Annotated in this window: 18 protein-coding genes and 2 pseudogenes; 13 read left to right on the forward strand and 7 right to left on the reverse strand. The window is 61.3% G+C overall.

What is annotated here, in order from left to right:
* Positions 1–118: 118 nt before the first annotated feature.
* Positions 119–259 (forward strand): annotated as a pseudogene (locus tag AC5RUJ_RS00275) (PKD domain-containing protein); the annotation flags it as partial.
* On the opposite strand, the gene AC5RUJ_RS00280 reads toward AC5RUJ_RS00275, so the two are convergent.
* The gene (locus tag AC5RUJ_RS00280; protein ID WP_494155539.1) at positions 250–399 is read right to left on the reverse strand and encodes a hypothetical protein; all 150 of its coding nucleotides are present in this window, start codon (positions 397–399) and stop codon (positions 250–252) included. The pseudogene AC5RUJ_RS00275 and the gene AC5RUJ_RS00280 sit on opposite strands and share 10 nt — an antisense overlap.
* Here AC5RUJ_RS00280 and AC5RUJ_RS00285 point away from each other — a divergent pair.
* The gene (locus tag AC5RUJ_RS00285; RefSeq protein ID WP_494155540.1) at positions 398–979 is read left to right on the forward strand and encodes a hypothetical protein; all 582 of its coding nucleotides are present in this window, start codon (positions 398–400) and stop codon (positions 977–979) included. The two genes, AC5RUJ_RS00280 and AC5RUJ_RS00285, sit on opposite strands and share 2 nt — an antisense overlap.
* Before the next feature lie 52 nt (positions 980–1,031).
* Here AC5RUJ_RS00285 and AC5RUJ_RS00290 read toward each other — a convergent pair whose 3' ends face one another.
* Complete coding sequence (locus AC5RUJ_RS00290; protein ID WP_494100708.1) at positions 1,032–2,675, reverse strand: RecQ family ATP-dependent DNA helicase; 1,644 nt, start codon at positions 2,673–2,675, stop codon at positions 1,032–1,034.
* Between the two features lie 248 nt (positions 2,676–2,923).
* On the opposite strand from AC5RUJ_RS00290, the gene AC5RUJ_RS00295 reads away from it, so the two are divergent.
* Positions 2,924–3,517, forward strand: a complete 594-nt coding sequence (locus AC5RUJ_RS00295; RefSeq protein WP_494100707.1) for an arsenate reductase/protein-tyrosine-phosphatase family protein — start codon at positions 2,924–2,926, stop codon at positions 3,515–3,517.
* A 207-nt stretch (positions 3,518–3,724) separates the two neighbouring features.
* Positions 3,725–5,110, forward strand: coding sequence for a sugar transferase (locus tag AC5RUJ_RS00300; RefSeq protein ID WP_494100706.1), 1,386 nt, complete (start codon positions 3,725–3,727; stop codon positions 5,108–5,110).
* A gap of 54 nt (positions 5,111–5,164) precedes the next feature.
* On the opposite strand, the gene AC5RUJ_RS00305 is transcribed toward AC5RUJ_RS00300, so the two are convergent.
* Entirely contained in the window at positions 5,165–6,724 is a 1,560-nt protein-coding gene (locus AC5RUJ_RS00305; protein ID WP_494100705.1) for a tyrosine-protein kinase domain-containing protein, read from the reverse strand.
* 321 nt (positions 6,725–7,045) lie between these two features.
* Here AC5RUJ_RS00305 and AC5RUJ_RS00310 point away from each other — a divergent pair, with 321 nt between their 5' ends.
* Together AC5RUJ_RS00310 and sufU are read left to right on the forward strand one after the other, a co-directional pair.
* Complete coding sequence (locus AC5RUJ_RS00310; protein ID WP_494127941.1) at positions 7,046–8,362, forward strand: cysteine desulfurase; 1,317 nt, start codon at positions 7,046–7,048, stop codon at positions 8,360–8,362.
* A 1-nt stretch (position 8,363) separates the two neighbouring features.
* Positions 8,364–8,825 (forward strand): Fe-S cluster assembly sulfur transfer protein SufU, encoded by a 462-nt coding sequence (gene sufU, locus AC5RUJ_RS00315; RefSeq protein ID WP_494127942.1) that lies wholly within the window; start codon positions 8,364–8,366, stop codon positions 8,823–8,825.
* A 55-nt stretch (positions 8,826–8,880) separates the two neighbouring features.
* On the opposite strand, the gene AC5RUJ_RS00320 is transcribed toward sufU, so the two are convergent.
* From AC5RUJ_RS00320 to AC5RUJ_RS00330, 3 genes are all read right to left on the reverse strand, one after another.
* Positions 8,881–9,819 (reverse strand): hypothetical protein, encoded by a 939-nt coding sequence (locus tag AC5RUJ_RS00320; protein WP_494127943.1) that lies wholly within the window; start codon positions 9,817–9,819, stop codon positions 8,881–8,883.
* Between the two features lie 876 nt (positions 9,820–10,695).
* Entirely contained in the window at positions 10,696–10,917 is a 222-nt protein-coding gene (locus tag AC5RUJ_RS00325; protein ID WP_494001375.1) for an SCO4848 family membrane protein, read from the reverse strand.
* A 16-nt stretch (positions 10,918–10,933) separates the two neighbouring features.
* Positions 10,934–11,434: a DUF2505 domain-containing protein gene (locus AC5RUJ_RS00330; protein WP_494127944.1), complete on the reverse strand. Its 501-nt coding sequence runs from the start codon at positions 11,432–11,434 to the stop codon at positions 10,934–10,936.
* Positions 11,435–11,869: 435 nt separating this feature from the next.
* On the opposite strand from AC5RUJ_RS00330, the gene mfd reads away from it, so the two are divergent.
* The 5 genes from mfd to AC5RUJ_RS00355 all read left to right on the forward strand — a co-directional run bounded on the left by mfd (position 11,870) and on the right by AC5RUJ_RS00355 (position 21,556).
* Complete coding sequence (mfd, locus tag AC5RUJ_RS00335; protein WP_494127945.1) at positions 11,870–15,484, forward strand: transcription-repair coupling factor; 3,615 nt, start codon at positions 11,870–11,872, stop codon at positions 15,482–15,484.
* Positions 15,485–16,385: 901 nt separating this feature from the next.
* Positions 16,386–17,525, forward strand: a complete 1,140-nt coding sequence (locus tag AC5RUJ_RS00340) for a DUF1972 domain-containing protein (protein WP_494127947.1) — start codon at positions 16,386–16,388, stop codon at positions 17,523–17,525.
* Entirely contained in the window at positions 17,522–18,688 is a 1,167-nt protein-coding gene (locus AC5RUJ_RS00345) for a glycosyltransferase (RefSeq protein ID WP_494155532.1), read from the forward strand. Before AC5RUJ_RS00340 ends, AC5RUJ_RS00345 begins: the two co-directional genes overlap by 4 nt.
* Before the next feature lie 32 nt (positions 18,689–18,720).
* Positions 18,721–20,607, forward strand: a complete 1,887-nt coding sequence (locus AC5RUJ_RS00350; protein WP_494127949.1) for a glycosyltransferase — start codon at positions 18,721–18,723, stop codon at positions 20,605–20,607.
* 301 nt (positions 20,608–20,908) lie between these two features.
* Positions 20,909–21,556, forward strand: a complete 648-nt coding sequence (locus tag AC5RUJ_RS00355) for a hypothetical protein (RefSeq protein ID WP_494155533.1) — start codon at positions 20,909–20,911, stop codon at positions 21,554–21,556.
* 95 nt (positions 21,557–21,651) lie between these two features.
* Here AC5RUJ_RS00355 and AC5RUJ_RS00360 read toward each other — a convergent pair.
* Positions 21,652–22,009: pseudogene (locus AC5RUJ_RS00360) on the reverse strand (transposase); the annotation flags it as partial.
* A 645-nt stretch (positions 22,010–22,654) separates the two neighbouring features.
* Between AC5RUJ_RS00360 and AC5RUJ_RS00365 the strand changes: the two are divergent.
* Both AC5RUJ_RS00365 and AC5RUJ_RS00370 read left to right on the forward strand, forming a co-directional pair.
* On the forward strand, positions 22,655–23,650 hold the full coding sequence (locus AC5RUJ_RS00365) for a hypothetical protein (protein ID WP_494155534.1): 996 nt from the start codon (positions 22,655–22,657) through the stop codon (positions 23,648–23,650).
* A gap of 350 nt (positions 23,651–24,000) precedes the next feature.
* The gene (locus AC5RUJ_RS00370; RefSeq protein ID WP_494127952.1) at positions 24,001–25,044 is read left to right on the forward strand and encodes an acyltransferase family protein; all 1,044 of its coding nucleotides are present in this window, start codon (positions 24,001–24,003) and stop codon (positions 25,042–25,044) included.
* Positions 25,045–25,459 lie beyond the last annotated feature (415 nt).

A 25,459-nucleotide genomic window follows, 5' to 3' on the forward strand; every position in this document is an offset into this window, starting at 1 on the left:
CGGCCCGGGCCTGGACGGCGCCAACTGGGCCGCCCGGTCGCTGATCGCACGAACCAGCACGTCCGCTCCGCCGCAGAACCAGGCGCCGGTCGCGTCGTTCACGGCGGAGTGCAACGGGTTGAGCTGCGTCTTTGACGGCTCGGGGTCATCCGATCCTGACGGTACGATCGCATCTCATGCCTGGCGGGTCGCGGGCGGACCTTCGGCCACGGGCGAGGTGTTCTCGCACACCTTCACCGCGGCTGGCAGTTACGGGGTGACCCTGACGGTGACGGATGCCGCCGGTGCAACCGCGTCGGTGACCCGGACGGTGACCGTATCGGGTTCCTCGCAGCCGCCTCCCTCTGCCAGGGTTGCGTTCGTGGGTTCGGTGGCAAGCTCCAACACCGGATCGGCCATGAACCACAGCGTCCAGTTGCCGGCGCAGGTAGCGGCCGGCGACGTGCTGGTCGCGGCGTTCTCGGCGAACTCGGCCACGGTCGGCCTGACGCCGCCGGCCGGGTGGACCCTGGCTGCGGAGGTAGGGACGACGTCCATGCGCTCGGTGCTGTACTCGAAGGTTGCCACGGCGCAGGATGCCGGGGCGACGGTGACGGTACGCACCGCCGACTGGGCGCGTGGTTCGCTGGCGGTCTCGGCCTACCGCGGGGCACAGATCAGTGCCGCGTCCTTCGGGTTCGAGCGGGAAACCGTGAGCCGGGCAACCCACACCACTCCGGTGATGACTGCCGCGGCCGGTGACTGGGTTCTGTCGTACTGGGCGGATAAGACCGCTTCGACGACGTCCTGGACGGCACCTGCCGGTGTGACGGTCCGCCAGACCGGCGCCGGGACGGGCACCGGACACCTGAGCTGGCTGGTCGCCGACAGCAACGGCCCGGTGTCCGGTACCAGGGCCGGTGGCCTGACCGCTACCGCTGACAGCGCCACCGCCAACGCCGTCATGGGCACCATCGTCATCCGCCCGGCGACGCCGTAGCAACAACTGGCAGCAAACAGACCCCGCCGGCTCACCAGCCGGCGGGGTCTGCCTATGTCAATAGGCCGTCGTCCGCCTCGATGGCCGAAAGGGCGATGTCCTTGTAGCCGACCGATTCGAACAGGATCGTGATGCGGTCCGGCTGGGTGCCCATGACGATGCCGGGCCCCCACTCGCGGTGCTTCACCGGACGCTGGATCTCGTAGCCCTCCGGCATCTCCGCTTCCCGCGCTTCAACCTCCGTTTCGGACGTAGCCTCGCAGTTGTCGCAATTGCCGCAGTAGCCGTCCGTCTCCTCGCCGAAGTAGTTCAGCAACCAGTCGCGGCGGCAATGATCCGTCTCGGCGTAGCCGCGGGCCATTTCAATCCGCGACTCGTCGATCCGGTGCCGCGCGTCGGCTTCTGCCAGTGCCTTTTCCGCGGCGGAAGCGGGGTCCGCGCCGCCGACCGCCCGGTAGCCCTTGCGGTTCACGGTGATGCTGCCGCTGTGCTCCAGGAAGTTGAGCAGGCGGGATTGTTTCCGCTGCGACAGGCCGGTGTGTTCGCGCAGCGCCGCGGGCCGGAGGGGGCCGTGGTCCCGGACGGCGTTGAAGACACCCGCGAGCTCATCGGGGTCGGGGGCGCCGCCGGCGAAGAACCGCTGCAGGCCCAGGTCCTCGGACCGATAGTGCAAGATGGTCCGCGCCGGTTCGCCGTCCCGGCCTGCGCGGCCGATCTCCTGGTAGTAACTGTCCAGCGAATCCGGGATGTCGGCGTGAACCACGAACCGCACATCCGGCTTGTCGATACCCATGCCGAAGGCGGAGGTAGCCACGACCACGTCCACCCCGTTCGCCTGGAAACGCTCATGGATCGCCTCCCGGTCCGCGGCCGTCCGGCCCGCGTGGTAGGCGTCGGTCCGCAGGCCGCGCTCGGCCAGCTCGGCGGCGTATCTCTCGGTGTCCCTGCGGGTGGCCGTGTACAGCAGGCCGGGCCCGCCGAGTTCTGCCACCTGGTCCACCACGGCCCGCCGCTTGCCGCCGTCCTCGTGATGCCGCAGGACCTGAAGGTGCAGGTTCGGCCGGTCGAAACTCTGCACGTTGATGAACGGGTCGCGCATGCCCAGCCGGTCGACGATCTCCGTCCGCGTGTGCGGTGATGCGGTGGCGGTCAGCGCGACGACCGGCGGGTGCCCCAGCCGCTTCACCACCGAGGTCAGCATCAGGTAGTCGGGCCGGAAATCGTGTCCCCAGGACGAGATGCAGTGTGCCTCGTCCACCACCAACAGCGAGATGTCCTGTTCGGCCAACCGCCGCAGGGTCTCTTCGCGGGCCAGTTGTTCGGGCGCCAGGAACAGGAACTTCGCCTCCCCGCCGGCCACCGCGTCCCACGCCGCCCGTTCCGCGGAGGACCTCACGTGCGAATTCACCGCGAAGGCCCGCTGCGCGCCCAGATCGCCGTTGATGGCATCCACCTGGTCGTGCTGCAGCGCAATCAGCGGAGAAATCACGACGGCGGTGCCCGGCAACGCCACGGCAGGAACCTGATAGATGGCGGACTTTCCGTGCCCGGAGGGCATCACGGCCAGGACGTCCTCACCGCGGGCGGCCGCCGCCATGGCGTCCAACTGCCCCTCGCGGAGCAGGTCCCAGCCGAAGGATTCTTCGGCCACCCTGCGCAATTCGTCGTGGTCGGGCGTCTGGGAATGTTCGGGCATCAGGCTCCTAGTGACTCGGGCCGGCTGGCGGCCTGGCGTCTTTCCTTTGTACAGAGAGAGAGACCGGCTGCCAAGAGGGCACTCGGAGCAGACGAGGGGATGCCCGGTGTCGGGATTGGTTGCGATCGCGGAAGGTTTCCGTCAAATATGACGCAGGAACGGCTTAAGATTCACCAAAAAATCCTCGTCGCCGCCCAGGGGAGCGTTGCGTGAGCTTTGGCTCAGCCGTACCGGGTTAGAGTTCGAATATGATCCGGATCCTGACTGTCTGCACCGGCAACGTCTGCCGGTCGCCTCTGGCGGAGCGCCTGCTCCAAACCCGTCTCGACGCCGTCCGGCCCGGGATGTTTGAGGTCAGCAGTGCCGGCATCCAGGCGCTGGCGGGAGCTCCCATGGACGCCCGCGCCGCCGGGCTGCTGCACGTTTTCGGCGGCACCTCCCACGGCTTTGTTGCCCGACACCTGACGGAGCGTCATCTGGCCGATCCGGCGCTGGTGCTCGCTATGTCCACGGAACATCGTGACCGCGTACTCAAACTGGCTCCCCGTCTCCTGAAGCGCACCTTCACTCTACGGGAGCTGGCACGTATGCTCGATGCTGTCGATGCGGATCCCGAGCTGGAGATTCCGGGCGGCAGCAGCGTCGAGGACGTCCAGGCGCGCTGGAAACGGCTGCCGCACCTCGCGGCGCTGAAGCGTTTTGAGACCCGGCCCGAGGACCCCAGCGACGACGATATCGTGGATCCCTACCGCCGCGAAGACAGTATCTACCAGCAGATGGCCCGCGAACTCGTTCCGGCCGTCGACCGGCTGGTCGCGGTGGAGCAGTCGGAACTTTCCTAGGCGGCGATACGGCACTGGATCAGTCTGAGTAATACGAATTTGCGGGACAGTTTGCTGAACATGAAAGGCAATGGGGGTATGGCGATCGGCTTGCGCATCAAGGAGTTAATCGATCCACCAGACGCGCAACCCGGGGACCGGGCCGAGCCTGCCGGAGGCTCACCTCGCTTGCGGTCGTGGGGGCGGATAGTTCAGCGCCGCCTCGTCGTGACCGACCTTTTGGTGGTGGCCGGGGCCCTGCTTGCCGCCCAGATCATCCGCTTCGGTGTCACCGAAGCCGACCTGAATTTCAGCGGCGTGGCCGGCGCTTACTGGGGTGTTTCGTTTGTACTGGGCGCGTTGTGGATTTCCGCGCTGGCCATGACGCGCAGCCGGGCGCTTCCCGCTCTGGGGATCGGCAACGACGAGTATCGTCGCGTCATCAGCGCCACCATCGGAACCTTCGGGGTGTTTGCCATCGGCACCATGCTGGTCGATTTCCCCATCGCACGGGGATATCTGGCCATCGCCCTGCCCTTGGGCCTGGTCCTGCTGTTGCTCACCCGTCGCCTGTGGCGGCAGGAATTGCTCCGGCAACGCGGACGCGGCGAATACATGGAGCGGACCCTCATTGTCGGCGAGATGGCGGACGTCCGGTATGTAGCGCGGAAAGTTCTTAAGACTCCGGAGTCCGGCTACCTCCTGGCCGGTGCAGCGGTGAGGTCTGCTGTGGAGCGGGCAGTCGACCTGCCGGAGGGAGTGACCGTTCCCATCGTCGGTAGACCGGAGGACGTGGTTGCGCTCGTTAAGGAGCAGGATTTTGACACAGTGATCGTTGCCGGCGCCCCGGTCGAAAGCCAACGGTACGTTAAGGAACTCAGTTGGCAGCTCGAGGGCACGCAAGCCTCGCTGGTAGTGGCCAGCAAGCTGGTGGACGTGGCTGGTCCCCGGATTCATTGGCGGCCGGTGGAAGGCCTGCCGCTGATGAGCGTCGAGCTGCCCCACTATGAAGGGTCGAAGTTTGCCTGGAAGCGCCTGTTGGACGTGGTGGCCAGCGCACTCGCTCTGGTGTTCCTATCGCCGCTGATGCTGCTCATTGCGCTGGCCGTCCGTATGGACAGCAGCGGCCCGGTATTCTTCCACCAGGAGCGCGTCGGCGTCAGGGGCAGCCGGTTCCTGATGCATAAGTTCCGCTCCATGGTTCCCAACGCCGAAGAATGCCTGCACGAGCTCTCGGCCCGGAACGAGCACGACGGCGTGCTGTTCAAGATGAAGAGCGACCCCCGCATCACCAGGGTCGGGGCCTTTATCCGCCGCTATTCACTCGATGAGCTGCCCCAGCTGTGGAACGTGCTCGTCGGCGATATGTCCTTGGTAGGCCCCCGCCCGCCCCTCCCCAGCGAGGTGGAAGGCTACGAGCAGTACACGCACCGCAGGCTCCTCGTGCGGCCGGGCCTTACCGGTCTGTGGCAGGTCAGCGGCAGGTCCGACCTCTCGTGGGAAGACAGCGTCAGGCTGGACCTCTACTACGTGGAAAACTGGTCCTTTGCAGGGGACCTGACCATCATGATGAAGACAGTCAAGGCCGTCATCGGCAAGGATGGCGCCTACTAGCCGAAATGAGAGAAGCCCCTCGCACCGATTGGGTACGAGGGGCTTCCTATGCAATCAGCGCAGTCGAGAGGGCGACCGCTCGTCGCCGCTGAGCACGGCTTGGAAATCATCCGTCGCGCGGGCGTGCCGGACCGGACCGGCCTTTGCCCTGGAGCCGCGGCGTTTTTTGGCGGGCCGGCGTCCCGGAGCCGCCTCTTCCTGCTGGTAGTACTGGCCGTAGTAGCCGTACTGGGCGGCATCCGCGCCCTGCGTGGGAACACGGTTCAGAATGACGCCGAGAACGTGGGCCTCCACGCGGCGCAGGTTGCCCAGGGCCTTTCCTACTTCGTCCTCGGTGGTCTTGCCGGCGCTGATGACCACCAGCGAGCCATCGGCAATCTTGGACAGTACGGCAGCATCCGTGACCGGCAGCAGTGGCGGCGCGTCGATGAGCACAATGGCATGCTCGGCAAGGCGCTGGAGCAGCTCGTTCATGGCTTGGGACCCCAGCAGCTCGCTGGGATTGGGCGGCACGCGTCCCGAACCGAGGACGGCGAGGTTCGGTGCCGGGCCCCACAGCTGGAGCACGTCCTCGAGCTCCGCGCTGCCGGTGAGCACATCCGTGACACCGGCTCCCGGTACCAGGCCGAACATGTCCACGACCACCGGCCGGCGGAGGTCACCGTCCACTACCACCACACGGTGGCCCGAGGCGGCGATGGTGACCGCCAGGTTGGCAGTAACGCTCGATTTGCCTTCCGCCGGCACCGAGCTCGTGACCACGATGATCCGCGGCGGATTGTCCACATCCACGAAGGTGAGGTTGGTGCGCAGCTCGCGGAGCGCCTCGGACATCGCATGGGCGGCCCGGTCCCCGTTGGTCTCCAGCGAGCCCGTCTCTACCACCTTCCGGGACGAGGCCAGCCGCTTGTCTTCGGGAAGCGTGCCGATCACGGAAACGCCGAATTCGCGTTCCAGCCGTTCCGCCGACCGGATCCGGCGGTCCAGGTGGTTGCGGATCAAGGCGTACGCGAGCCCGAGCATGAGACCCAGGACCACGCCAATAGCCAGGGTGAGCTTGACGTTGGGGGAGGCCGGCGCCGTCGGCAAGCCCGCCTCAGCCAACGGTGCGACCCGGACCCCGGCCTCGGCCCCCGCATCCCCACCGGTTTCAATCTCCTCCACCTGCTCCGCCAGGGCCGAAACCCAGGCATCCGCCAGCTCCCGGGCTTCCACCGCATTCGGGGCGGCCGCCGTGATCCGCAGCTCCGCGGTATCCAACGGGGTCTCCACGGTGATTTCCTCGATGAGGTCCTCTGCGGTCACATTCAGCCCGAGTTGCTGAATGACGTTCTCGGCCACCGGACGGGACTCGGCCACGCTGGCATAGCTTTTGACCTTGGATTTGGCCAGATTGTCAGCGGCAAGTGCATCGATATCGGCGTCCGCCGCCGCAATGACCATACCGGTGGACTGCGCCTCGTAAACGGGCTTTTGCAGCAGGGTCCAGCCAAACGCCATCAGCGTGACCAGCATGGTGATCACAGATATTCCGCGCCAGTGCGTATGGAGGATGTGCAAGTAATCCCGGAGTTGCAGTCCTTGAGGCTGTTCCTCGGTGTAGTTGTGTTCCACGAGCCTGGTGTGGTCCTTCCCCTAGCCAACAAGCCTCAAACCCTGCAAGTCTAGCCGAGGACAGGGTTATATAGACCCCGTCGAGGGGCAAATGGTGAATCGTTCATTCAAAAAGGGTGGAACTTAGCTAAAAATGCGTTGTAAGCCTTTCCACCGGAGCCCTGAAAGCCGTTCCACGAGTCAGCGGTAAGGCTTGGCTCAGGTGACCGACGCCTGGTGAAGTGGGATGATTAGCGCAGACTTGTCTTGCGTATTGTCGGCCCGGCCGAGTAGCCGACGGGACAAGCTGGTTTCAGCCATCAATTCAAGGAGCACCCCCAGGTGTCTGTGGTTTCCACTCCCGCAACGCTCAAACATGCCGCCGGCATGATCGACAATGCCGAAGCGTGGCGCATCCGCAACGACTTCCCCATCCTTAACCAGCAGGTGAACGGCTCGCCGCTGGTCTACCTGGATTCGGGCGCCACGTCGCAGAATCCGCTCACCGTGCTGGAAGCGGAGCAGGAGTATTACGAACAGCGCAACGCCGCCGTCCACCGCGGCGCGCACATGCTGGCCGTCTCAGCCACCGATGCTTTCGAGAACGCGCGGGAAACGGTCGCCGGGTTCATCAATGCCGGGATCGACGAAGTGGTCTGGACGTCCAACGCCACCGAAGCCATCAACCTGGTCGCCTACGCCTTTTCCAACGCCAGCGCCGGCCGCGGCGGGGAGGCCGCATCGCGGTTTGCGCTGGGGCCCGGCGACGAGCTGGTGGTAACCGAGATGGAGCACCACGCGAACCTGATCCCCTGGCAGGAGCTCGCCTTCCGCACCGGCGCCACGTTGCGCTACATCCCGGTGGACGACGCCGGTGCGCTGCGCCTCGACGAGGCGGCGCAGGTCATTGGTCCGCGCACCAAGGTCGTGGCGTTTACCCATGCCTCCAATGTGCTGGGGACCATCAACCCGGTGGAGGAGTTGGTGCGGCTCGCCCGGGAGGCGGGGGCCGTCGTCGTGCTCGACGCCTGCCAATCGGTGCCGCACATGGCCGTGGACGTGAAATCGCTGGACGTGGACTTTGCCGCCTTCTCCGGCCACAAGATGCTGGGCCCCACCGGCATCGGCGCGCTGTACGGGAAGGCGGAGCTGCTCAACGCCATGCCGCCGTTCCTGACCGGTGGGTCCATGATCACCACCGTGACCATGGAGCAGGCTGAGTATCTGCCGCCCCCGCAACGATTCGAAGCCGGCACCCAACGCATCTCGCAGGCGGTGGCGCTGGCCGCGGCGGTCGACTACCTCCAGGAGACCGGGATGGACCGTATCCATGCCTGGGAGGCGGAACTGGGGCAGCGGCTGGTGGAAGGGCTCGCCGCGATCGACGGTGTCCGGGTGCTCGGCCCCGCCGCTGGTGCCGAACGGATCGGGCTGGCCGCCTTTGATGTCGAGGGCGTCCATGCCCACGATGTCGGCCAGTTTTTGGACGACAAGGGTATCGCCGTGCGTGTCGGCCACCACTGCGCGCAGCCGCTGCACCGGCGCCTTGGCCTGGTGGCGACCACCCGCGTCAGCACCTACCTGTACAACACCACGGACGACGTCGACGCCTTCCTGGCGGCTGTCGCCGGGGTCCGCCCGTTCTTTGGAGTTAACTGACGTGAGTGCTGAACTGCAGCAGCTGTACCAGCAGATCATCCTGGAGCACGCCAAGAAACGGCACGGCGCGCCCCTGGCCTATCCGCCGCCGGGAGACAAGTCGGGCGAGTCGCACATGCTCAATCCCACCTGTGGAGACGAAATCACGCTCCGGGCCGCCGTGCACAAGGACGGCGCCGCAACCGTGCTCTCCGGCGTCAGCTGGGACGGCCAGGGTTGCTCCATCTCGATGGCCTCCGCATCGGTGCTGAGCGACCTGGCGCAAGGCATGGAGCGGGAGGAACTGCTGAAGGTGGTGGACAACTTTCGCGAACTGATGCGCTCACGGGGCAGTGTCGAGGCCGACGAAGAAATCCTCGGAGATGCGGCCGCCTTCTCCGGCGTCTCCCGGTACCCCGCGCGGGTCAAGTGCGCCATGCTCGCCTGGGTGGCGCTGGAGGAAGCCTTGCTGGCGGCGAACTGAGCGGATCAAAAAGGGGTGACGGGCAGGCGCGAAGCGCGGACTCCTTGAGAGAGAATTAGTTCCGCACAGTTATGGCCGCGGAGGCTGAGGACTTAGCCTGGTAGTTCTTCTTGGTCCCGGTAACTTTCACCGCGATCTTGCGGCCCTTGTCGGCTACGGTGACGTTGTAGGTGGCTTTGGTGGCACCCTTGATCGCCTTTCCGTTCCGGTACCACTGGTAGGAGTATTTGCTGGGCGATCCGCCCCACTTGGCAAATTTCGCGGTCAACGTTCTCCCGGACGCGGCGGTGCCGGAAATCTGAATCTTGTGCGCCTTGAACCCGTATTGCCCCTTAGCGGTGGCCGTGAGCGTGACCGAGTATGGTGCGATTTTGATCCAAGGGTGGCTGGCTCGATCCGTGCGGTCAGTGGCCTTGACCGTAATTTTCTTGCCCAGGTCTGCCGTGGTCAACTTGTAGGTTTTCTTGCTCGCACCCTTGATGGCGACGCCGTTGCGGTACCACTGGTAGGCGTCAATGTAGGACTTGGACTTGTCGTTGAGACGTGCGGTGACCGTGTTGCCGATGAATGGGGCACCGGTGAGCTGTAATTTTGCCTTCTTGTCCCTGGCCCATTCGGAAAGACCTGAAACAATCAGATTGCGGTCGAACTCGATGCGGACTTCTTTCAGCTTTGGCTGAGCCGCGGTTGGTTTTGTGAAATGCAGATAGGAATTGAAGTCCCGTTCCTGGCCCATGTTGAAACGTATTCGTGACGTCTTGGCATCATAGTCGAATTCACGCTTCTGGAGATATTTCCCCAGCTTGTCATGTGCGCGGCCGTTGGGAGGCAGAATGGTCTGGCCGTTCAAACCTTTGGGGAAGGTGATCGAAGTCCACACCGATTCGGTAGCCCGGACATCGGGAAACGTGCCGGTGAGCATCAATAGTTCCAGGTGTTTTAGCTTTTCCAGCGGGGACGCATCAACGGCAGTTGTGTAGGGGGAGATGAGCAATGTCTTCAGCTTGGGGTTGCCGGCGGCGATGTTCGCGAACTTCAGCCCCTTCGTGGGGGAATTGATGCTGAGTCAGTCCAAGTTTTTGGCGCTGCCCAAGGCCGAGTAATCGGTCATCTTGGGTGCATTGAGCATGAGTGTTTTGAGTGATGCCGGGAGCATCGGCAGTTTGGTCATCGCACCGTTCGGCGGCCTGTCAGGCTCGACGCTGCCAATGTCGAGCCTGTCCAGCTTAATGAACTGCGTGAAGTTCGCACCATTGGCCGTCGTCCTGCATTCGAGGTGAGAGACTTCCTCTAGGGACGCTGAGGACAAAGCTGGCCCTCCTGCATACTCCACGGAAATGCAGCCTGCCGGGAGTGAGACGGCAGCGTGCGCCGGCGTCGCTGTGATAGCACCTGCCGCCAAAGTAAAAGCGGCAGCAACCGGCATCATTGCTCTTGCTAATTTCAAGGATCCCCCCGGCCGAAGCGTGTTCAAGACATACGCTTGAGCACGGTGATGTGCGGCATATCAGCCGCCGAGAATCAACCTAGCAGATTAGTAAGCCGTTCTTCAGGCTTTTCCCACATAAAGCAGGATTGTCACGTGCCAAGCGCTTTGTTTGGTCCAATGCCGGCGTTGCCTGCTGCAGTTAAGTGTTCGTGCTGCCGGCTTGGCTGCCTTGGCCAGTACCGATATCGATCGGTAGTTCTTGGCGTTGCAGTGCCCGGTCGACTCGTTTTCTGGCCTCAATACTGACGATGACTGATTCGGCCGTGACCGCCGTTGTTCCCGTGACAATGGGAACCTCGATCGATTGACTGGGCGCAGCACAAGGGGGCCGGGCGGCGCACTCGCGCGGCCCGGCCCCTTCTCTGGCCTGCTGGCGGCAGACTAGCCCGCGAGGCCGCGGGCGCCGATCACCAGCGTGGCGATGCCCAGGATCATGGAGGTGGTCGCCTTCATGAACTCCATGGTGAAGTAGCGGGTCATGGCGCCCTTCTCGTCTTTGGAGCGGGGGTCCTTTGACACCCGGACGAGATGCGGGGCCCAGACAAGCAAAGCCCAGACGCCGGCAAGGATCAGCACCCAGGCCAGGGCAGCCGGAATATTCACTGCAGTGGCTCCCGGGTCAGGCGCGGCCGGACAGCCAGGCCTCGGCCTGCTGCGCCTGGATGTTCAGGGCCTTGCCGAGCATCGGCTCGGCGGCGGCGGCGATCTTGCCGCCCAGGAACGGAATGGAAGACTTCACGTCTCCGCTGAGGTCCACCCGGGTGGAGTCTCCGTCGGCAACGAGCTGCTGTACGGCGTTGACGTCCACCGGCGCGCCCGCCACCTTCATGCTGACGTCGGCAGTGCGGGAACCATCGGCCGCCGGCGCCTGCCACCGTTCCGTCTGGGTGACGGTGAGCGAGTCGCCCAGCATTTTCTTCGCAATCTCCGGCAGCCGCGCGCTGGGAACCTTGCGGACCACGGTGATCGTGAAGGCGCCCGATACATCGCCGTCGCGCTGCACCGACTCCAAGGTGCCGCCGACCAACTCGCTGATGTGGCGCAGGAACGCCTCGTCGGTGAAGGCTTCGGTGACCTTGGCTGTTGGGTAGGGGAGGGTGGTGGAAGCGCTGAGCGCCATGAAGACTCCAGACGGTGGTTGGGAACAGAGACCAGCACTCATCTTACGCGGCTGCCACGCACAACGGCTGTATAACTTTTCACCTGTCCACGACCGTTTTGTAGAAAGGCCTTGTAGGTTCTTCACATTGGGTAAAGCCCGCCGCCTCGGGAAAGGCGGCGGCCGAACAGTGGGGGCTGTATGGCTTTGAATCGACTCACCCGCAGCTGGCGCCGGATGCCGGCCGAGAGGCAGCACCGGGTCGGCAACACGGTTGTTGCCATACTCGCCATTTGCGTAGTTGCGGTGCTCGTCTACGCTCTGGTCCGGTAGGAGGGCTGCATCCTTCCGGCGAAGGAACAGAGAGAGCTTTCGCGGTAAAGTTGAACGGTCGCCCCGGGGTTCTGAAGAACTTCGGGTGTTTGTGTTGCACGTCGACCGGGAGAATTTACCACCATGAGCCTGAACGGACTGCTGGCTGCCCTTGCCGAGGACCAATCGTTCGCGCGGGTACGGGTGCAAGCCGCCCGGCCGGTGAGCGAGCGCAGCGAGGACCTGCAGATCGGCGCACCGCCCGGGCTGCGGGCAGCGTTGCTGGCCGAAATGGTGCAGGGGCTCGAATCGGGCGCCAGGGAGGGAACCTCGGGCGGCGACGATTTCGGCGTCGGCGTGGTGCTGGCGGTGACGGCGACCGGGCGGGAGACCGAAGACTTGGCGGCGGCGCTGCGCAGCTATCTGCCGGATGAGTCGATCGAGGAGTTCCCCAGCTGGGAGACCTTGCCGCACGAGCGGCTCTCGCCGCGCTCGGACACGGTGGGGCGCAGGCTATCGGTGCTGCGCCGGCTGAAGCACGACGACGGGGCTGCGCCGCTGCGGGTGGTGGTGGCGCCGGTGCGCGCGGTGCTCCAGCCGTTGGTGCAGGGGTTGGGGGAGCTGCAACCGGTGTCGCTGACCGTGGGCGACGAGGTCGCTTTCACCGACGTGGTCCGGCGGCTGTCCGAAGCCGCCTATGCCCGCGTGGACATGGTGAGCCGACGCGGCGAGTTCGCCGTGCGCGGCGGAATCCTGGACGTCTTTTCGCCCACCGACGACCACCCCGTCCGGATCGAGTTCTTCGGTGACGAGGTTGAATCGATGCGCTGGTTTGCCGTCGCCGACCAGCGGTCCCTTGCCGGCGAGAACGTCAAGCACCCGTCCCGGCTGTTCGCTCCGCCGTGCCGGGAGCTGCTGATCACCCCCTCGGTCATGAGCCGCGCCGCAAAGCTGAAGGACCAGATGCCGGCGGCGGCCGACATGCTGGAGAAGATCGCCGGGGGCGTCGCCGTCGAAGGCATGGAATCGCTGTCGCCGGTGCTGGTGGACGCCATGGTGCCGTTCATCGGGGAGCTTCCGCCCGGTTCCATCGCCGTCGTCATTGAGCCGGAGAAGGTGCGCGGCCGCGCCCATGACCTCGAGACGACGAACGACGAGTTCCTGGCCGCCGCGTGGGCGACGGCCTCCGAGGGCGGGGACGCGCCGCTGGACCTGGCGCTGCAGGGGGATCTGGAGCAGGCCGGCTTCCGGTCGCTGGGGGACACCCGAGCCAAGGCCGCGGAACAGCAGGTGTCGTGGTGGTCCATCACCTCGTTCAATCCGGACGACGAAACCGTGCTGGACATCGACACGTTGACCATCGCGGCCAGGGAACCCAGGGGCTACCAGGGCGATGTGGCCGAAATGATGGAGTTCATCGGTTCCCGCGTGCGCGACCAATGGCGCGTAGTGGTGGCCACCGAAGGTCCCGGCCCCGCCGCCCGCATGGCCGAACTCTTCCACGATGCCCAAATCCCCGCCTCCCGCGTCGAATCGCTGGAGAACGAGCCGCAGCCCGGGATCATCGAAATCACCACGGCCAGCACGGGCAAGGGATTCGTCTTCGACGGGCTGAAGCTCGGCCTGCTGACCGAAGCCGACCTGCTGGGCCGGGCCACCGCACGCTCTACCAAGGACATGCGGAAGATGCCGTCGCGGCGGCGCAACGCCGTGGATCCGCTGCAGCTGACCGAGGGCGACTACGTGGTGCACGAGCAGCACGGCGTGGGCAAGTTCATTGAACTGGTGCAGCGCTCCACCGGCGCCGGACCCGCCAAGGCCATGCGCGAATACCTAGTGCTGGAATACGCCTCGTCCAAGCGCGGCGCCCCCGGGGACCGGCTGTTCGTGCCGACGGACCAGTTGGACCAGGTCACCCGGTACGTGGGTGGCGAGACCCCCGTCCTGTCCAAGATGGGCGGATCCGACTGGGCAAAGACCAAGAGCCAGGCCCGCAAGGCCGTCAAGGAGATCGCCGGGGAGCTGATCCGGCTGTACTCGGCCCGGATGGCCTCCCGGGGGCACGCCTTCGGACCGGACACCCCGTGGCAGCGCGAGTTGGAAGAAGCCTTCCCCTACATCGAAACGCCGGACCAGCTGACCACCATCAACGAGGTCAAGGCAGACATGGAGCGGGAAGTCCCGATGGACCGGCTGATCTCGGGCGACGTGGGCTACGGCAAGACCGAGATCGCGGTGCGGGCCGCGTTCAAGGCGGTCCAGGACGGCAAGCAGGTTGCCGTCTTGGTTCCCACCACCTTGCTGTCCCAGCAGCACTTCGAGACGTTCAGCGAACGCTTCTCCGGGTTCCCCGTCAGGGTCAAGGCGTTGTCCCGCTTCCAGACCCCCAAGGAAGCCAAAGACACGATGGAAGGCATCAAGAACGGCAGCATCGACGTCGTCATCGGAACGCACCGGCTGTTGTCCAAGGAGGTCCAGTTCAAGGACGTGGGCCTGGTCATCGTGGACGAGGAGCAGCGCTTCGGCGTCGAGCACAAGGAAGCGTTGAAGAAGATGCGCACCAACGTGGACGTCCTGGCCATGTCCGCGACGCCAATCCCGCGCACCCTGGAGATGTCCCTGACCGGCATCCGCGAGACCTCCACGCTGGCCACCCCGCCGGAAGAGCGCCATCCGGTGCTGACCTATGTCGGCCCGTACACCGACAAGCAGACGACCGCGGCCATCCGGCGCGAGCTGATGCGCGAGGGTCAGGTCTTCTTCGTGCACAATCGAGTGTCGTCCATCGAGCGCCAGGCGGCGCGGATCCGGGAGCTGGTGCCCGAGGCGCGGGTGGAAGTGGCGCACGGGCAGATGAGCGAGTCACGGCTGGAGCAGATCATTGTTGACTTCTGGGAGAAGCGCTTCGACGTCCTGGTCTGCACCACGATCATCGAGACCGGGCTGGACATTTCCAACGCGAACACCCTGATCGTTGACCGGGCGGACCGGTACGGCCTCTCCCAGCTGCACCAGCTGCGCGGGCGGGTGGGCCGCGGCCGGGAACGGGCCTACGCCTATTTCCTGTTCGACGCAGAGAAACCACTGGGCGAAGTTGCCCTCGAGCGGCTGAAAGCCGTGGCCGCGCACAACGAGCTGGGCGCCGGCATGCAGTTGGCCCTGAAGGATTTGGAGATCCGCGGCGCGGGCAACCTGCTGGGCGGAGAACAGTCCGGACATATTGCCGGCGTCGGCTTTGATCTGTACATCCGGCTGGTCGGCGAGGCGGTGGCCGACTTCCGCGGCGACGCCGAGCAAAAGGTCGCCGAGATGAAGATCGAGCTCCCGGTGAACGCGCACCTGCCGCACGATTACGTGCCGGGGGAGCGGCTGCGGCTGGAGGCGTATCGGAAGCTGGCGCAGGCGACCACCGGCGAAGCCATCGACGAAGTGGTGGCCGAGCTCACGGACCGCTACGGCGAGTTGCCGGAACCCGTGCAAAATTTGGTAGCCGTGGCACGCTTCCGGGTGCAGGCCCGTGCAGCCGGACTGACCGACGTGGCCGTGCAGGGCAACTTCATCAAGTTCGCGCCGGCATCGCTGCGGGAGTCCAAGGTGATGCGGCTGAACCGGATGTACCCGGGTTCCCAGGTGAAACCGGCGCTGGACTTTATCCTCATTCCTAAGCCCAAAACCGCCCGGATCGGCGGCAAGGACCTGGCCGACCTGGCCATCCTTGAGTGGGCGCAGGGCGTGATCGACGCGGTGTTCAAGGATTAGGAGCGTATGACCCCGTGCAGCGACTCTCCAGACCGTCACCGTACCTAGGCTCTACTAGATGGGTCTTGGGCTGGACTAAAGCGCCACGGTCGGTGAACCGCACCCTGTTCCGTTGGCTCCCGACATATGACGACTCATTCATTGCAGCAGGATGTTCCTCGCTCGAGCCCTACTACCCGCCGAGTTTGGCCGCAATTTCAGCGTAGCGCGGAAACATGAAGCCCCGCTGGCGCAGGTATCAAGGAGTTCGGCATCTCCCAGGTGGCCCTGCATTTCTGGCTAAAGAAGTGCGTCATCGAAGACGGCGTCCGGCCCTAGCCTAACGGAGAAGGGAAGCCTGAGCTACGCGACGAGAAGAAACGGATACGGCTGCTGCAGCAGGAAAACGATGCGCCGGGCCGCGGTGTTCTTCGCCCAGGAGTTGCTCCCAGAATTGAATTTACGTTGATCCTCGACCTTACCGTCGGACTGAGTCCCCCGTCGCGGCGGTCTGCCGGTGCTGGCTTGCTCCAAGGAGGCCTTCTACAAATGGAAGGCCAATCCGGTCCCCGATAGGGGATTGGGATGATCCACATCAAGCATCGCAGCACTGGACATTAATGTCGACGATCCGGCCTTCGTGTACCGGTTCATGGCCGACGATCGCGCCCTTGTGCATCAGCGCGGTGAGATTCGGGCGCAGCGATGTTCAGTTGGCGCACCTGGTCCATCTTCGTCAAGAAGAGGGGAATCAGCGGCAAGGCAGACAACTTGCAGATCGCGCGTGCATCATCGAATTTTTGCAGTCTTTCCCTTCTGTAGAATCTGGGAGGAGGCCAGCTGCGCCTAGGTCTCCGCTCGGGTGGGTCACAGGCATTGGTGTGCAAGCCGTGAACAAGAACTTTATGAAAAGGCTGGCTGAATGACGAAATCTGTCGCTATCATCGGAACGCGAGGCTATCCCAGCTACTATGGGGGCTTTGAAACCGCAGTGCGAAAGCTAGCGCCCTATTTGGCTGCACGTGGCTGGGACGTCACCGTTTATGGTCGAAACGGATCAACGTTGGAAGATGATCCCGACCGCGACCCAGCGGTGCGGACTGTTATAACTCGGGGTATCGAGAATAAATCCCTCAGCACTTTGTCTTTTGGTCTAACTTCTGTCATGCATGCCCTGATAGAAAAGCCCGATGTAGCACTGGTTATGAACGTTGCGAACGGTTTTTGGGTTCCATTGCTCACTATGCGCGGCATCCCAGTGGCCGTCATCGTGGACGGAATTGAATGGGAGCGGGCTAAGTGGGGTAAGTTAGCGAGGATGGTCTTCAAGCTTGGCGCTAAATTCACCGCCCGCTTCGCCAAGCAACTCATCACAGATTCCAAGGAGATACAGAGGGTCTGGCAGGCGGCGTTCAATAGAGAAAGCGTCTTTATACCATACGGCGCAGAATTCCCGGAGGACCTGCCTGTCGAAGACGGACTTGAACACAGGGGATACATACTCGCGGTAGCTAGATTTGTTCCAGAAAACACCATTCCTCAGTTTTTTGACGCAGTGCAAGATATGGCGCACGACTATAAGATTGTGATTGTCGGGTCGTCTGGATATGGTGGCGAACTGGATGAAAGAGCTCAGCAGCTACATGATGCTAACGAGAATGTCGTTTGGCTGGGGCACCTAAGCGACGACCGCCGCTTACTCTCGCTATGGCAGCATGCCGGTGCTTACTTCCATGGACACAGTGTGGGCGGAACAAATCCTGCTTTGGTTCAAGCCATGGCGTGTGGAGCTCCGATTGTGGCCCGGGACACGGTGTACAACCGTGAGGTTCTCGGTGCCGTTGCCGTGTACGTGCCACCGTTCTCGGACGCAATCCGAAGCGCCCTCCAGCGGACTATGATTGGAGCGGCGGAAGCCAGCAGTGAAGCATCGATTGAACGTGCACTGGAACAATATTCATGGGATGGCGTTTGTCAGAAATACGATCGCATCCTGGCGGACTTGGCTCGATGCGAAGCACGCAAAGAGGCAAGAACCTACGCGGATATCAAGCAACGGTGAAAGCTATCAGAAAGATTGGTCTTCGGGCAAACCGTGGAAAAGAAGAGCCGGACCCAACGATTTCCGTGCCAGTAATCGATGCCGAACATAGTATCCGCGTAATTCCCGAGCTTCGAGCAGCACACGTTGAGCACAATAGTCATTTCGCTGCTCCAGGCGAGTTATACTTCTTCGGCACAAAATTCGACCTCGCAGGAACGACCGTACCCAGCTGGGCAACGAGAGTGAGTCTAGTTGAGTGCCTCAGCATGCTCGCTAAATCTGATGCTGCGATTCTCGAACTGCCGGAGCCCCTGTGGGTGCGGTTCCTTCCGAGATCGATTTTGATGGCAATAGTGTGGAAGCTGAGCGCAGTCATGAGCTTCAAGCGCCGCCGCATTGTCTCCTTTGCTATTGAAAACAACAACCTCGAAACGCTTGTTTGCCCCAACCGCCGAATTGGTCAGCTACTGACCCGGCCATTTGGGTTGTTTCTCGGGGTCTACATCAGAGTATTCTTTGACCGTATCGCTTATGGCAGCAATGGTTCCATCGAGACTTACCATCGTATCCCGTTCGTCAGAAGCGTGCCTTGGCGCCTCATTCCGAGACTGCCAATATCAAAATATACTGGCGATCCAGAGGTTGGCGGGACTGATCTTCGCTTTTTGTTCGTTGGTCAACTGGAAGAGCGAAAAGGATTACGCGAATTAATGACAGCCTGGCCATCGGTAGAAATACAAATGCCGACGGCTAAATTGTCAATAGTCGGTTCCGGCTATCTTGAGCAGGAAGTTAAGCAGTGGGTGAGTGAGAACCCCTTGGCTCGCGATTACAGAGGTTTTTTGCCTCATGCCGAAACGGAGCATGTGATGCGCCGGTCTCACGTCCTAATTGCCCCTTCGAAACGCTACGGGCGGTGGCGTGAGCAAATCGGCCTTCCTATCACTGAAGCCCTTTCGCACGGACTGACAGTGGTGACAACAGACGAGACGGGATTAAGTCATTGGTTAAGCGACAACGGCCACGTTGTGGTTCCATCTTCCGCCACGGCGACTCAACTGGCCACAGCCATTGTGCTGGCTGGAAGGTCGGTAAGACCCAAATCTGAGGTCGTAGCTGTGTTACCCGATGTACCGGGAAGGATACAAGCCGACTTGTGGTTGCATGGGGTAGCCGAGTGAACCTGAATCACTGTTGAACGAGGGCAGGACGAATGACGTTGGAAAACACTGCAGCGGTTATTGTTCATTATCGCAACTATGCTGCCATTGCTAATACTGTGCAACGTTTGATAGAAGAAGGTATTGGTGCTGATAGGATTCTTGTCGTTGACAACAGCGAACAGCCTGAGCGGCGCACCGAATTCATTGAATCATTGCCAAACGGGGTGCTGATCGAGTTTAGCGAGAATATTGGGTACGGAGCAGCGGCGAACAAAGGATTTCAGTTCTGGAATAGAGCCATCGACTCTCCAGAATTCATTCTCGTCAGCACACACGAGTCTGTCCCGGAGATGGGAGCGATTCGGGAACTTCTCATGCATATGGAAAGTAGTCCCCGAGCCGCAGTAGCGGGACCAATGCTGGTAACGGGCGCAAGTTCCCAATGTGTTTGGTCTATGGGCGGTTACTTGACCCGACAATTAGGTTTACCACGTCATAAAATGCATATGTCGGACCGACGATTCGTAATGAAAGAGTCGCCGCGGCGCGCTGATTGGCTAGACGGTGCCTTTCTTCTTTTTCGGTCGTCTGTGGTATTCCGGAATGCTTTCGACGAAGACTTTTTCATGTACATGGAAGAAACATTCTTTCAAATGAAACTCGCCCGCTCCGGGTGGGAGTGCTGGCTTGTCCCCACTGCAGTTGTTTGGCAAAGTTCAAATGGCGTCCCACCGTATTTTCTGACCAGAAACCTTCTGATACTGAATCGAAAGCTGGGGCGCCCGATCCGGGGGCTCGCTGCATCGAGTTACTCCCTCCTTCGTGCGCTTCTTGCTGACACTTTGCACCGGCGTCCCAGGGACGGATGGGCGGACCTCTTTAAGGGATTCTGTGACGGGTTGCGGTTCAAGGAGGCTGAAGCGAGCCTCCCGAAAAGTGTAGTCTTAATCAATCCCCTGGGGGGTGCTCTCAAACATTATGCCGAGGCCTTGAGAGAAACCTTCATGGCACAAGGAACTGATGTTCGAGTCATATCCATGTATGAGCCATCTGTGTCGAAAGGTTCCCGCCTCCGATGGGTCATTGACTACTTTAGGAGCCTCCTTGAGGCTCGGGAAGAGGTAGCGCGCGGTCAGCCTACGGCCACGCTCATCACGTGGCCCGTATTGGGATTTATCGACCTTTTGCTCGTCAAGATGATTGTTCGCGGGCGAATAAGCGTAGTTATGCACGATCCTAAACCGTTAGTGCGTTCGCTCGGCTATGGGAAGAAGTGTGCATCGGCTGTTCGCCGTTTCAATCGGCGGGCCGGCATGATTGTTCACAGTGCAGCGGCCGCTGAGGAATTGAAACGCTCGGGCTGGGATGATTCCAGTTTTCACATTCTTCCTCATCCCGTTATGATGCCACTCGCATCAAAACTTGGGGATGGCCAGAAAAAAGCACGCCCCCTCATACGAGTGCTTGGCCAATACAAAGCGGATCGGGACCTGGATGCACTGCACGGAATCGCTGAAGCCTTCCGGAATAAAGCAGATCTCGAAATTTGGGGACGCGGATGGCCTCAACTGCCAGGATGGTTTGTGCAGTCTCGATTCGTTTCCGAGCATGAACTGGACAGGCTGATAGACACTAGCAGCGCGGTGGTAATTCCATATAGCCGCTTTTATCAAAGCGGAATTGCGTTCAGGTGTTTGGAGCGAGGAACTCCTTTCGTAGGACCTGCTGGAACCAATCTCGCGGAGATACTTGGAATCGGGTCTCGGCTGCTCGTCACGTCACCGCAAGCGGAAGATGAGGGATCATGGGTCGGGGCGCTGAGATTTGCCTGTTCAGGAGGAACCGAAGAGATTTTGAAAGCAGCCAAAATATGGCGTCTCGGCGCAGAAGATGCGTGGTCTGCATGGGTTGGTGGTAATCCCCGTGCAGGACACTAGGTATGTAATGTTGGTCCTAGGGGAGACCACCGCTGAAAGCGATGAAGCCTGGCTAAAGAGCTCGAAAGTTAGCCGAGTGGTTCGCCTCAATCATGTCAGCCAGGGTGGACGCAGATGCGGAAGCCGCATGCTCGGAATAGGCCTTGACGCCTTAAGGCTTGCCCTACGCGTCCGGTTGTCATGCATCCAAGGGCCCTTTTTAGCTACTAACCCCTGGATAGCGGCCGCACTGAAAGTGCTCGGTGAGTCCCGGTTTGTTGTTACTGGGATCTATTCCCACCGGGGAAGCCGAAGTTGGCAGTTGCTGCGCATGTTAATTGCAGATGCCCCTGTTATAACTCTATCTGCGGTTGAATCTAGTTTCTGGAACGAAGCCGGTGGAAACGCCCAATTTATGCGTTACGGAAATACTTTCGCTTATGATTATCCTGCAGTCAGAACCAGCGACCTTAGAATCTTTGTCGGCGGGTCTTCGGACCGCGACCTTGATATGGTTGCTGCTTTGGAAGATGAGATCAAACAAGCGTCAGAGCCCGTAAGTCTCGTTGTGTCGGCAGGGACCGAGAAACGTTCATGGCGCGCCGGTACGCGATCCATTGACCATAGCGGTCCGATAAGTCAGAGTGAGTTCGGGCAGCTAATGGGAGAAAGTTCTGTAGTGTTCTTGCCTCTTAGGGAGAATTATCGAGCTGCGGGGCACATGGTTCTAATTGGCGCACTTCAACTTGGCATTCCTGTAGTCACGACGCACACGACGGGCATGGCAGAGTATTGGGCCTGCACTGGCGTTAGGTTACTTGATCCCGAAGCGCCGCTCATCCCACAATTAAGGCAAGCGTCCGAAGCTGCATCACCGAATCATGAGGAGATTCGGAGGTATTGGAGTAGCGAATTGAGTCGTGAGTCCTATATCAAGCGGGTTAAAGCAGTTCTTGACTCTATTCAATAAGCAAAGCGTCAGAGGTTGTGCGCATATCGTGTGCCAGCAGCGGCGTGATCGGGTGCGGGAATTGGTAACGTGTCCCTATGTTCTTCGTCAAGGGGTCAGGCTGCCTTGATCGGGCGTGCTACGTAGAGGGTCATATCGCGGAGCATTGCGAAGAGGACATCGCACCGCTCTCGGGAGAGAGGTGAGCGAAGGCGGAGGGGAACAGGGCGCGTTTGAGGACTTTGTTGCCCTTCTTCGACGGATGGTCGCCGCGGATAGAGGTGCCCGATCTCCAGGTCACGGGGCGAAACCGGAGTAGGAGGTCAGATGTCCTGCGGAGGCGAGGTCTTTGCCGACGATCTCGGTGATGATTCGTGCTTCCGTCCTGACGCCGGCCGCCGGCATAAATGACAGGACGAGGTTAAGGGGGTGGGCCTTCACGAGTTCTTCCGTCCGGGCCAGCGCCTGGGCACGCTTGGCCGGCTGCGGGGGTTGCGGTCATTGGGAAAACGTCGACCGATGCTGGTATCGTCACCTTCAACTCTGATTTTTTCCAGCTCTGCGAAAAGACTGCATCGCGCTGAGTGAACTCGATCGGCTGGTTTTCTTGACAGAAATATTCAGAAACTTGAACTCATTAAGAACCTCGTGTATGAATTTCTGGGCCTCCACTTCCAGCGGAACGAGGGTACCGCGAAAGCACTGAATTAGGTATGGTATTGATGCACAGAGCCATTGTGATCGCAGTCTTAGAAGAGGACCGTCGCCGAGGGGTGGCTTCAATCGCTAAGGGCACTGCTTCACGTGCCCGCGCTCTCCGACATGTCATTTAGCGCGACAATCGATCGTGCCCGCGCAAAGTTTGTGCGCGGCGGCAGGCATCTAGGTGCACCCGCGCTGTCGTTGGCCTCTCAACTTTCCGGCCTCGTTCAGTTGGCAGCGCTTCTCTGGAGACATGGCCCGAGCAACGCAACGGATGCTTACTTTTATCTCTTCAACCTGGGTAATTTACCGACCCAGATTCTGATTGTTGGCGTTCTCTATCCTATGATGCTCAGCGCAAACCGCGTGACGCGAAGGGGGGCGGTTCGCTTCGGATGGTGCGTCCCGCTAGCAGCCTTGATTGCGGTGGCAGGCGGCGCCGGATGGTTATGGGCACAGGGCCGGGTAAGTGACGCGCTCCTACCCATACTAGTTCTCGCTGCGGTCAACGCCATCCTTCAGGCAAGGCTGTGGTACATGGCAGTAGCTGCAGAAGCAGAGGGAGATCCTCGGTGGGTGGCAGCCGTCGCCCTCCCGGCCAATGCGCTGGCCACGCTCGTTCTCCTAGTGCCCTGGTCCTCATCGGATGACACAGTGACCGCGATGATGGGGGCCCTTTGCTCAGCCAATGCGCTCTTTTTGGTCGTGATGACTAGGAAAAAAGTCGGACACACGGCACTAAACCGTTTGCCGGCCCAATCAGTACGTAGGCACACGGCGCACTGGTGGTTCCTCACGAAGTCATTCGTGGGCTACGGGGGCCTGATGATAGTGCAGTCGATCGCACTCGTGCTTCCACCAGCGGTACTTACTCTTCTGTCGTTGCCGATGAAGATCGTGGGGTCAGTCGCCGCTACCTTCGTAAACGCGGTGATGCCGCTGTTGGTTCATCAAGGCACTGAGTCCCCACAGGCTGCTCGGAGCTTCCTACGACAGTTGGGCGTGTTGCTTGGGACCGTTGCTCTGGTCGGCTCCGCGGGAGCTTACATCCTGTTCCCGCAATACTTCGTGATAGCGGCAATCGTAGCCCTCTGGCTCGTAGTTTCCGCAGCGTCCTCGGTGGCACAACGCATGACATTCAGGTTCCTCTCGCCGAGTGCTTCAAAGGTTACTATTATCGTCGTCCCCGTCATCGTGGTGGCCGTAGCACTTTCCGCACAGGCAGACAGGTTCGGCCTGGTGGCACTACTCTCCGCATACGCTCTTGTAGATGCTGCCTCGTCCTTTCTCCTCCTGCTGTTCCTTCGAGATCGGTTGATGGCTTTCGTAACTGGGCTAATCGCAGCCGTCCTGTCCCTCATTTGGGTAGCTAGCCTTCTCTTGCCAGTCACTGCATATGGGGTGGTGCAATAAGAACGCATGCCTCGAGTACTTGCTTGAGGAGCAGTTGGCACGTCGAAATGGGGATAGCCTGACTGGGTCCCGTCTCAGCCATCGCATCTGGACTGACTGATGGAGTTCGGTAGGAAAGGGCCTTCGCACGACGCCAGAGGCTTCTGGGCGAGTATCCCAGCTGTTTCGGGGCGAGCACCGGAGTATTTTGGCGGCGAGCATCTTTTCGCCCCTACGGTACATCCGCGACCACTTCCAAGAACTGGAACCCCGCCCTGTCGCGGCCATCCAACCGAGTGTCCTATTCCGTCGTTCGGTGAAACGTTGCCGCTAAACTGTGAGCTGTCCCAAATTCAGGCTCAGGGGGAATCATGGAAACCATCAACCAGCGGTTAAATACGCGCCATAATTCGCTGAACCTGCTTCGGCTTGCGTTTGCCACGGTGGTCATAGTTTCCCATGCATCATCTATCGGCGGATTCGATGCTGAACTGCAGGTTGGCGGGTTATCGATTGGCAGTCTTGCCGTGGGCGGATTCTTCGCCATCAGTGGCTACCTGATAACCAGAAGCCGTTTCAGGACGGACTTCGTTTCGTACATGTGGCGGCGGCTGCTGAGGATCATGCCCGGTTATTGGGGCTGCCTGTTTGCCGTGGGTTTTGGGTTCGCTGCCGTCTCGGGCTTGTTCCGTGGCGGGTGGACCCCGGAAATGGGCTTTTTCTATGTGGCGGGCAACGCCAGCATGGTCTTTGGCATGAACCCACTGGGGCCGACGCTGGCAGACGCACCGTTTCCCGACAACTGGAACGGCTCACTGTGGACCCTGCGCTACGAGTTGTTCTGCTATGTGGCGGTTGGGTTGGCACTTTTCATCCCGGCGCTGCGCAAGGTGAAGTCTTTAGCGTTGGCAGCCTTCGTATTCATGACTGTCGGCAGTTTCGTCGTTGACCTCTGCGACTTTGAAGGGATTCCAGGTGACTTGGCATTCCTTGTTCCATACTTCGCGGCTGGCGCGGTTATCTACCTTTATGCCGACCGCATACCCGTGAGTTGGCCGCTGGCAGGCACTTCGGTGGTCCTGTTGACCTGCGCCCTTGTTTTCGGGTTCGGACGCAGCCTCACTGCATTGCCCGTCGCCTACCTATGCCTATGGCTGGGCATCATGCTTCCTGCTTGGTGCCGCAAGGTCGGGGCTACAAACGATATTTCCTACGGCATGTACCTCTATGGCTTCCCGGTTCAGCAGACGCTCGTCCTTGCGAGCGCGCACCATCTGGGTCTGTTCGCATACACGGTGCTGGGCGTGCTGCTAACCATCCCAGTGGCGGCTGCTAGTTGGTTTATTATAGAGCGCCCGGCGTTGTCTCTGAAGGGCCTTCGCTGGGGGCGCCAGCCTGTTCCCGTTGGGCCGTGAGCAGATCTTCCCTGCTGTTAGACTCTGTGGTTGTGGGGATGATTCTTGATGCCGCACGCCGCATCTGAGCGGAGTCAAACTCGACCCGGCGTGCTGCGCCTGTGTTAGCGTCCCTTGTGTGTTGACTGCCAGTCCCACACTGCTCGCACCTTCCTACTAAGGCCACCAGTACGCCCGCGGAATATGACTAGCCAAATCGAGCTGACTCAGCGGTTGTTACATGCCCTGTTCGCCGCTGTGACCCTCCGTAACCGGCCTCGAACGGCACTGGCAAGCTGGCTCATGACCCTGTGCCTTCTACCGGTTTGGATCAGCCTCACCTTCATCACGAGCTGGTCCCCTGCAAGGTCTCGCGTTCTTCGTTATCCTCCCAGCCATCCTCCAGACGAAAAAGTCTCCGCAACGAAGTTGATTG

This window comes from Arthrobacter sp. Y3223164 (assembly GCF_059091005.1).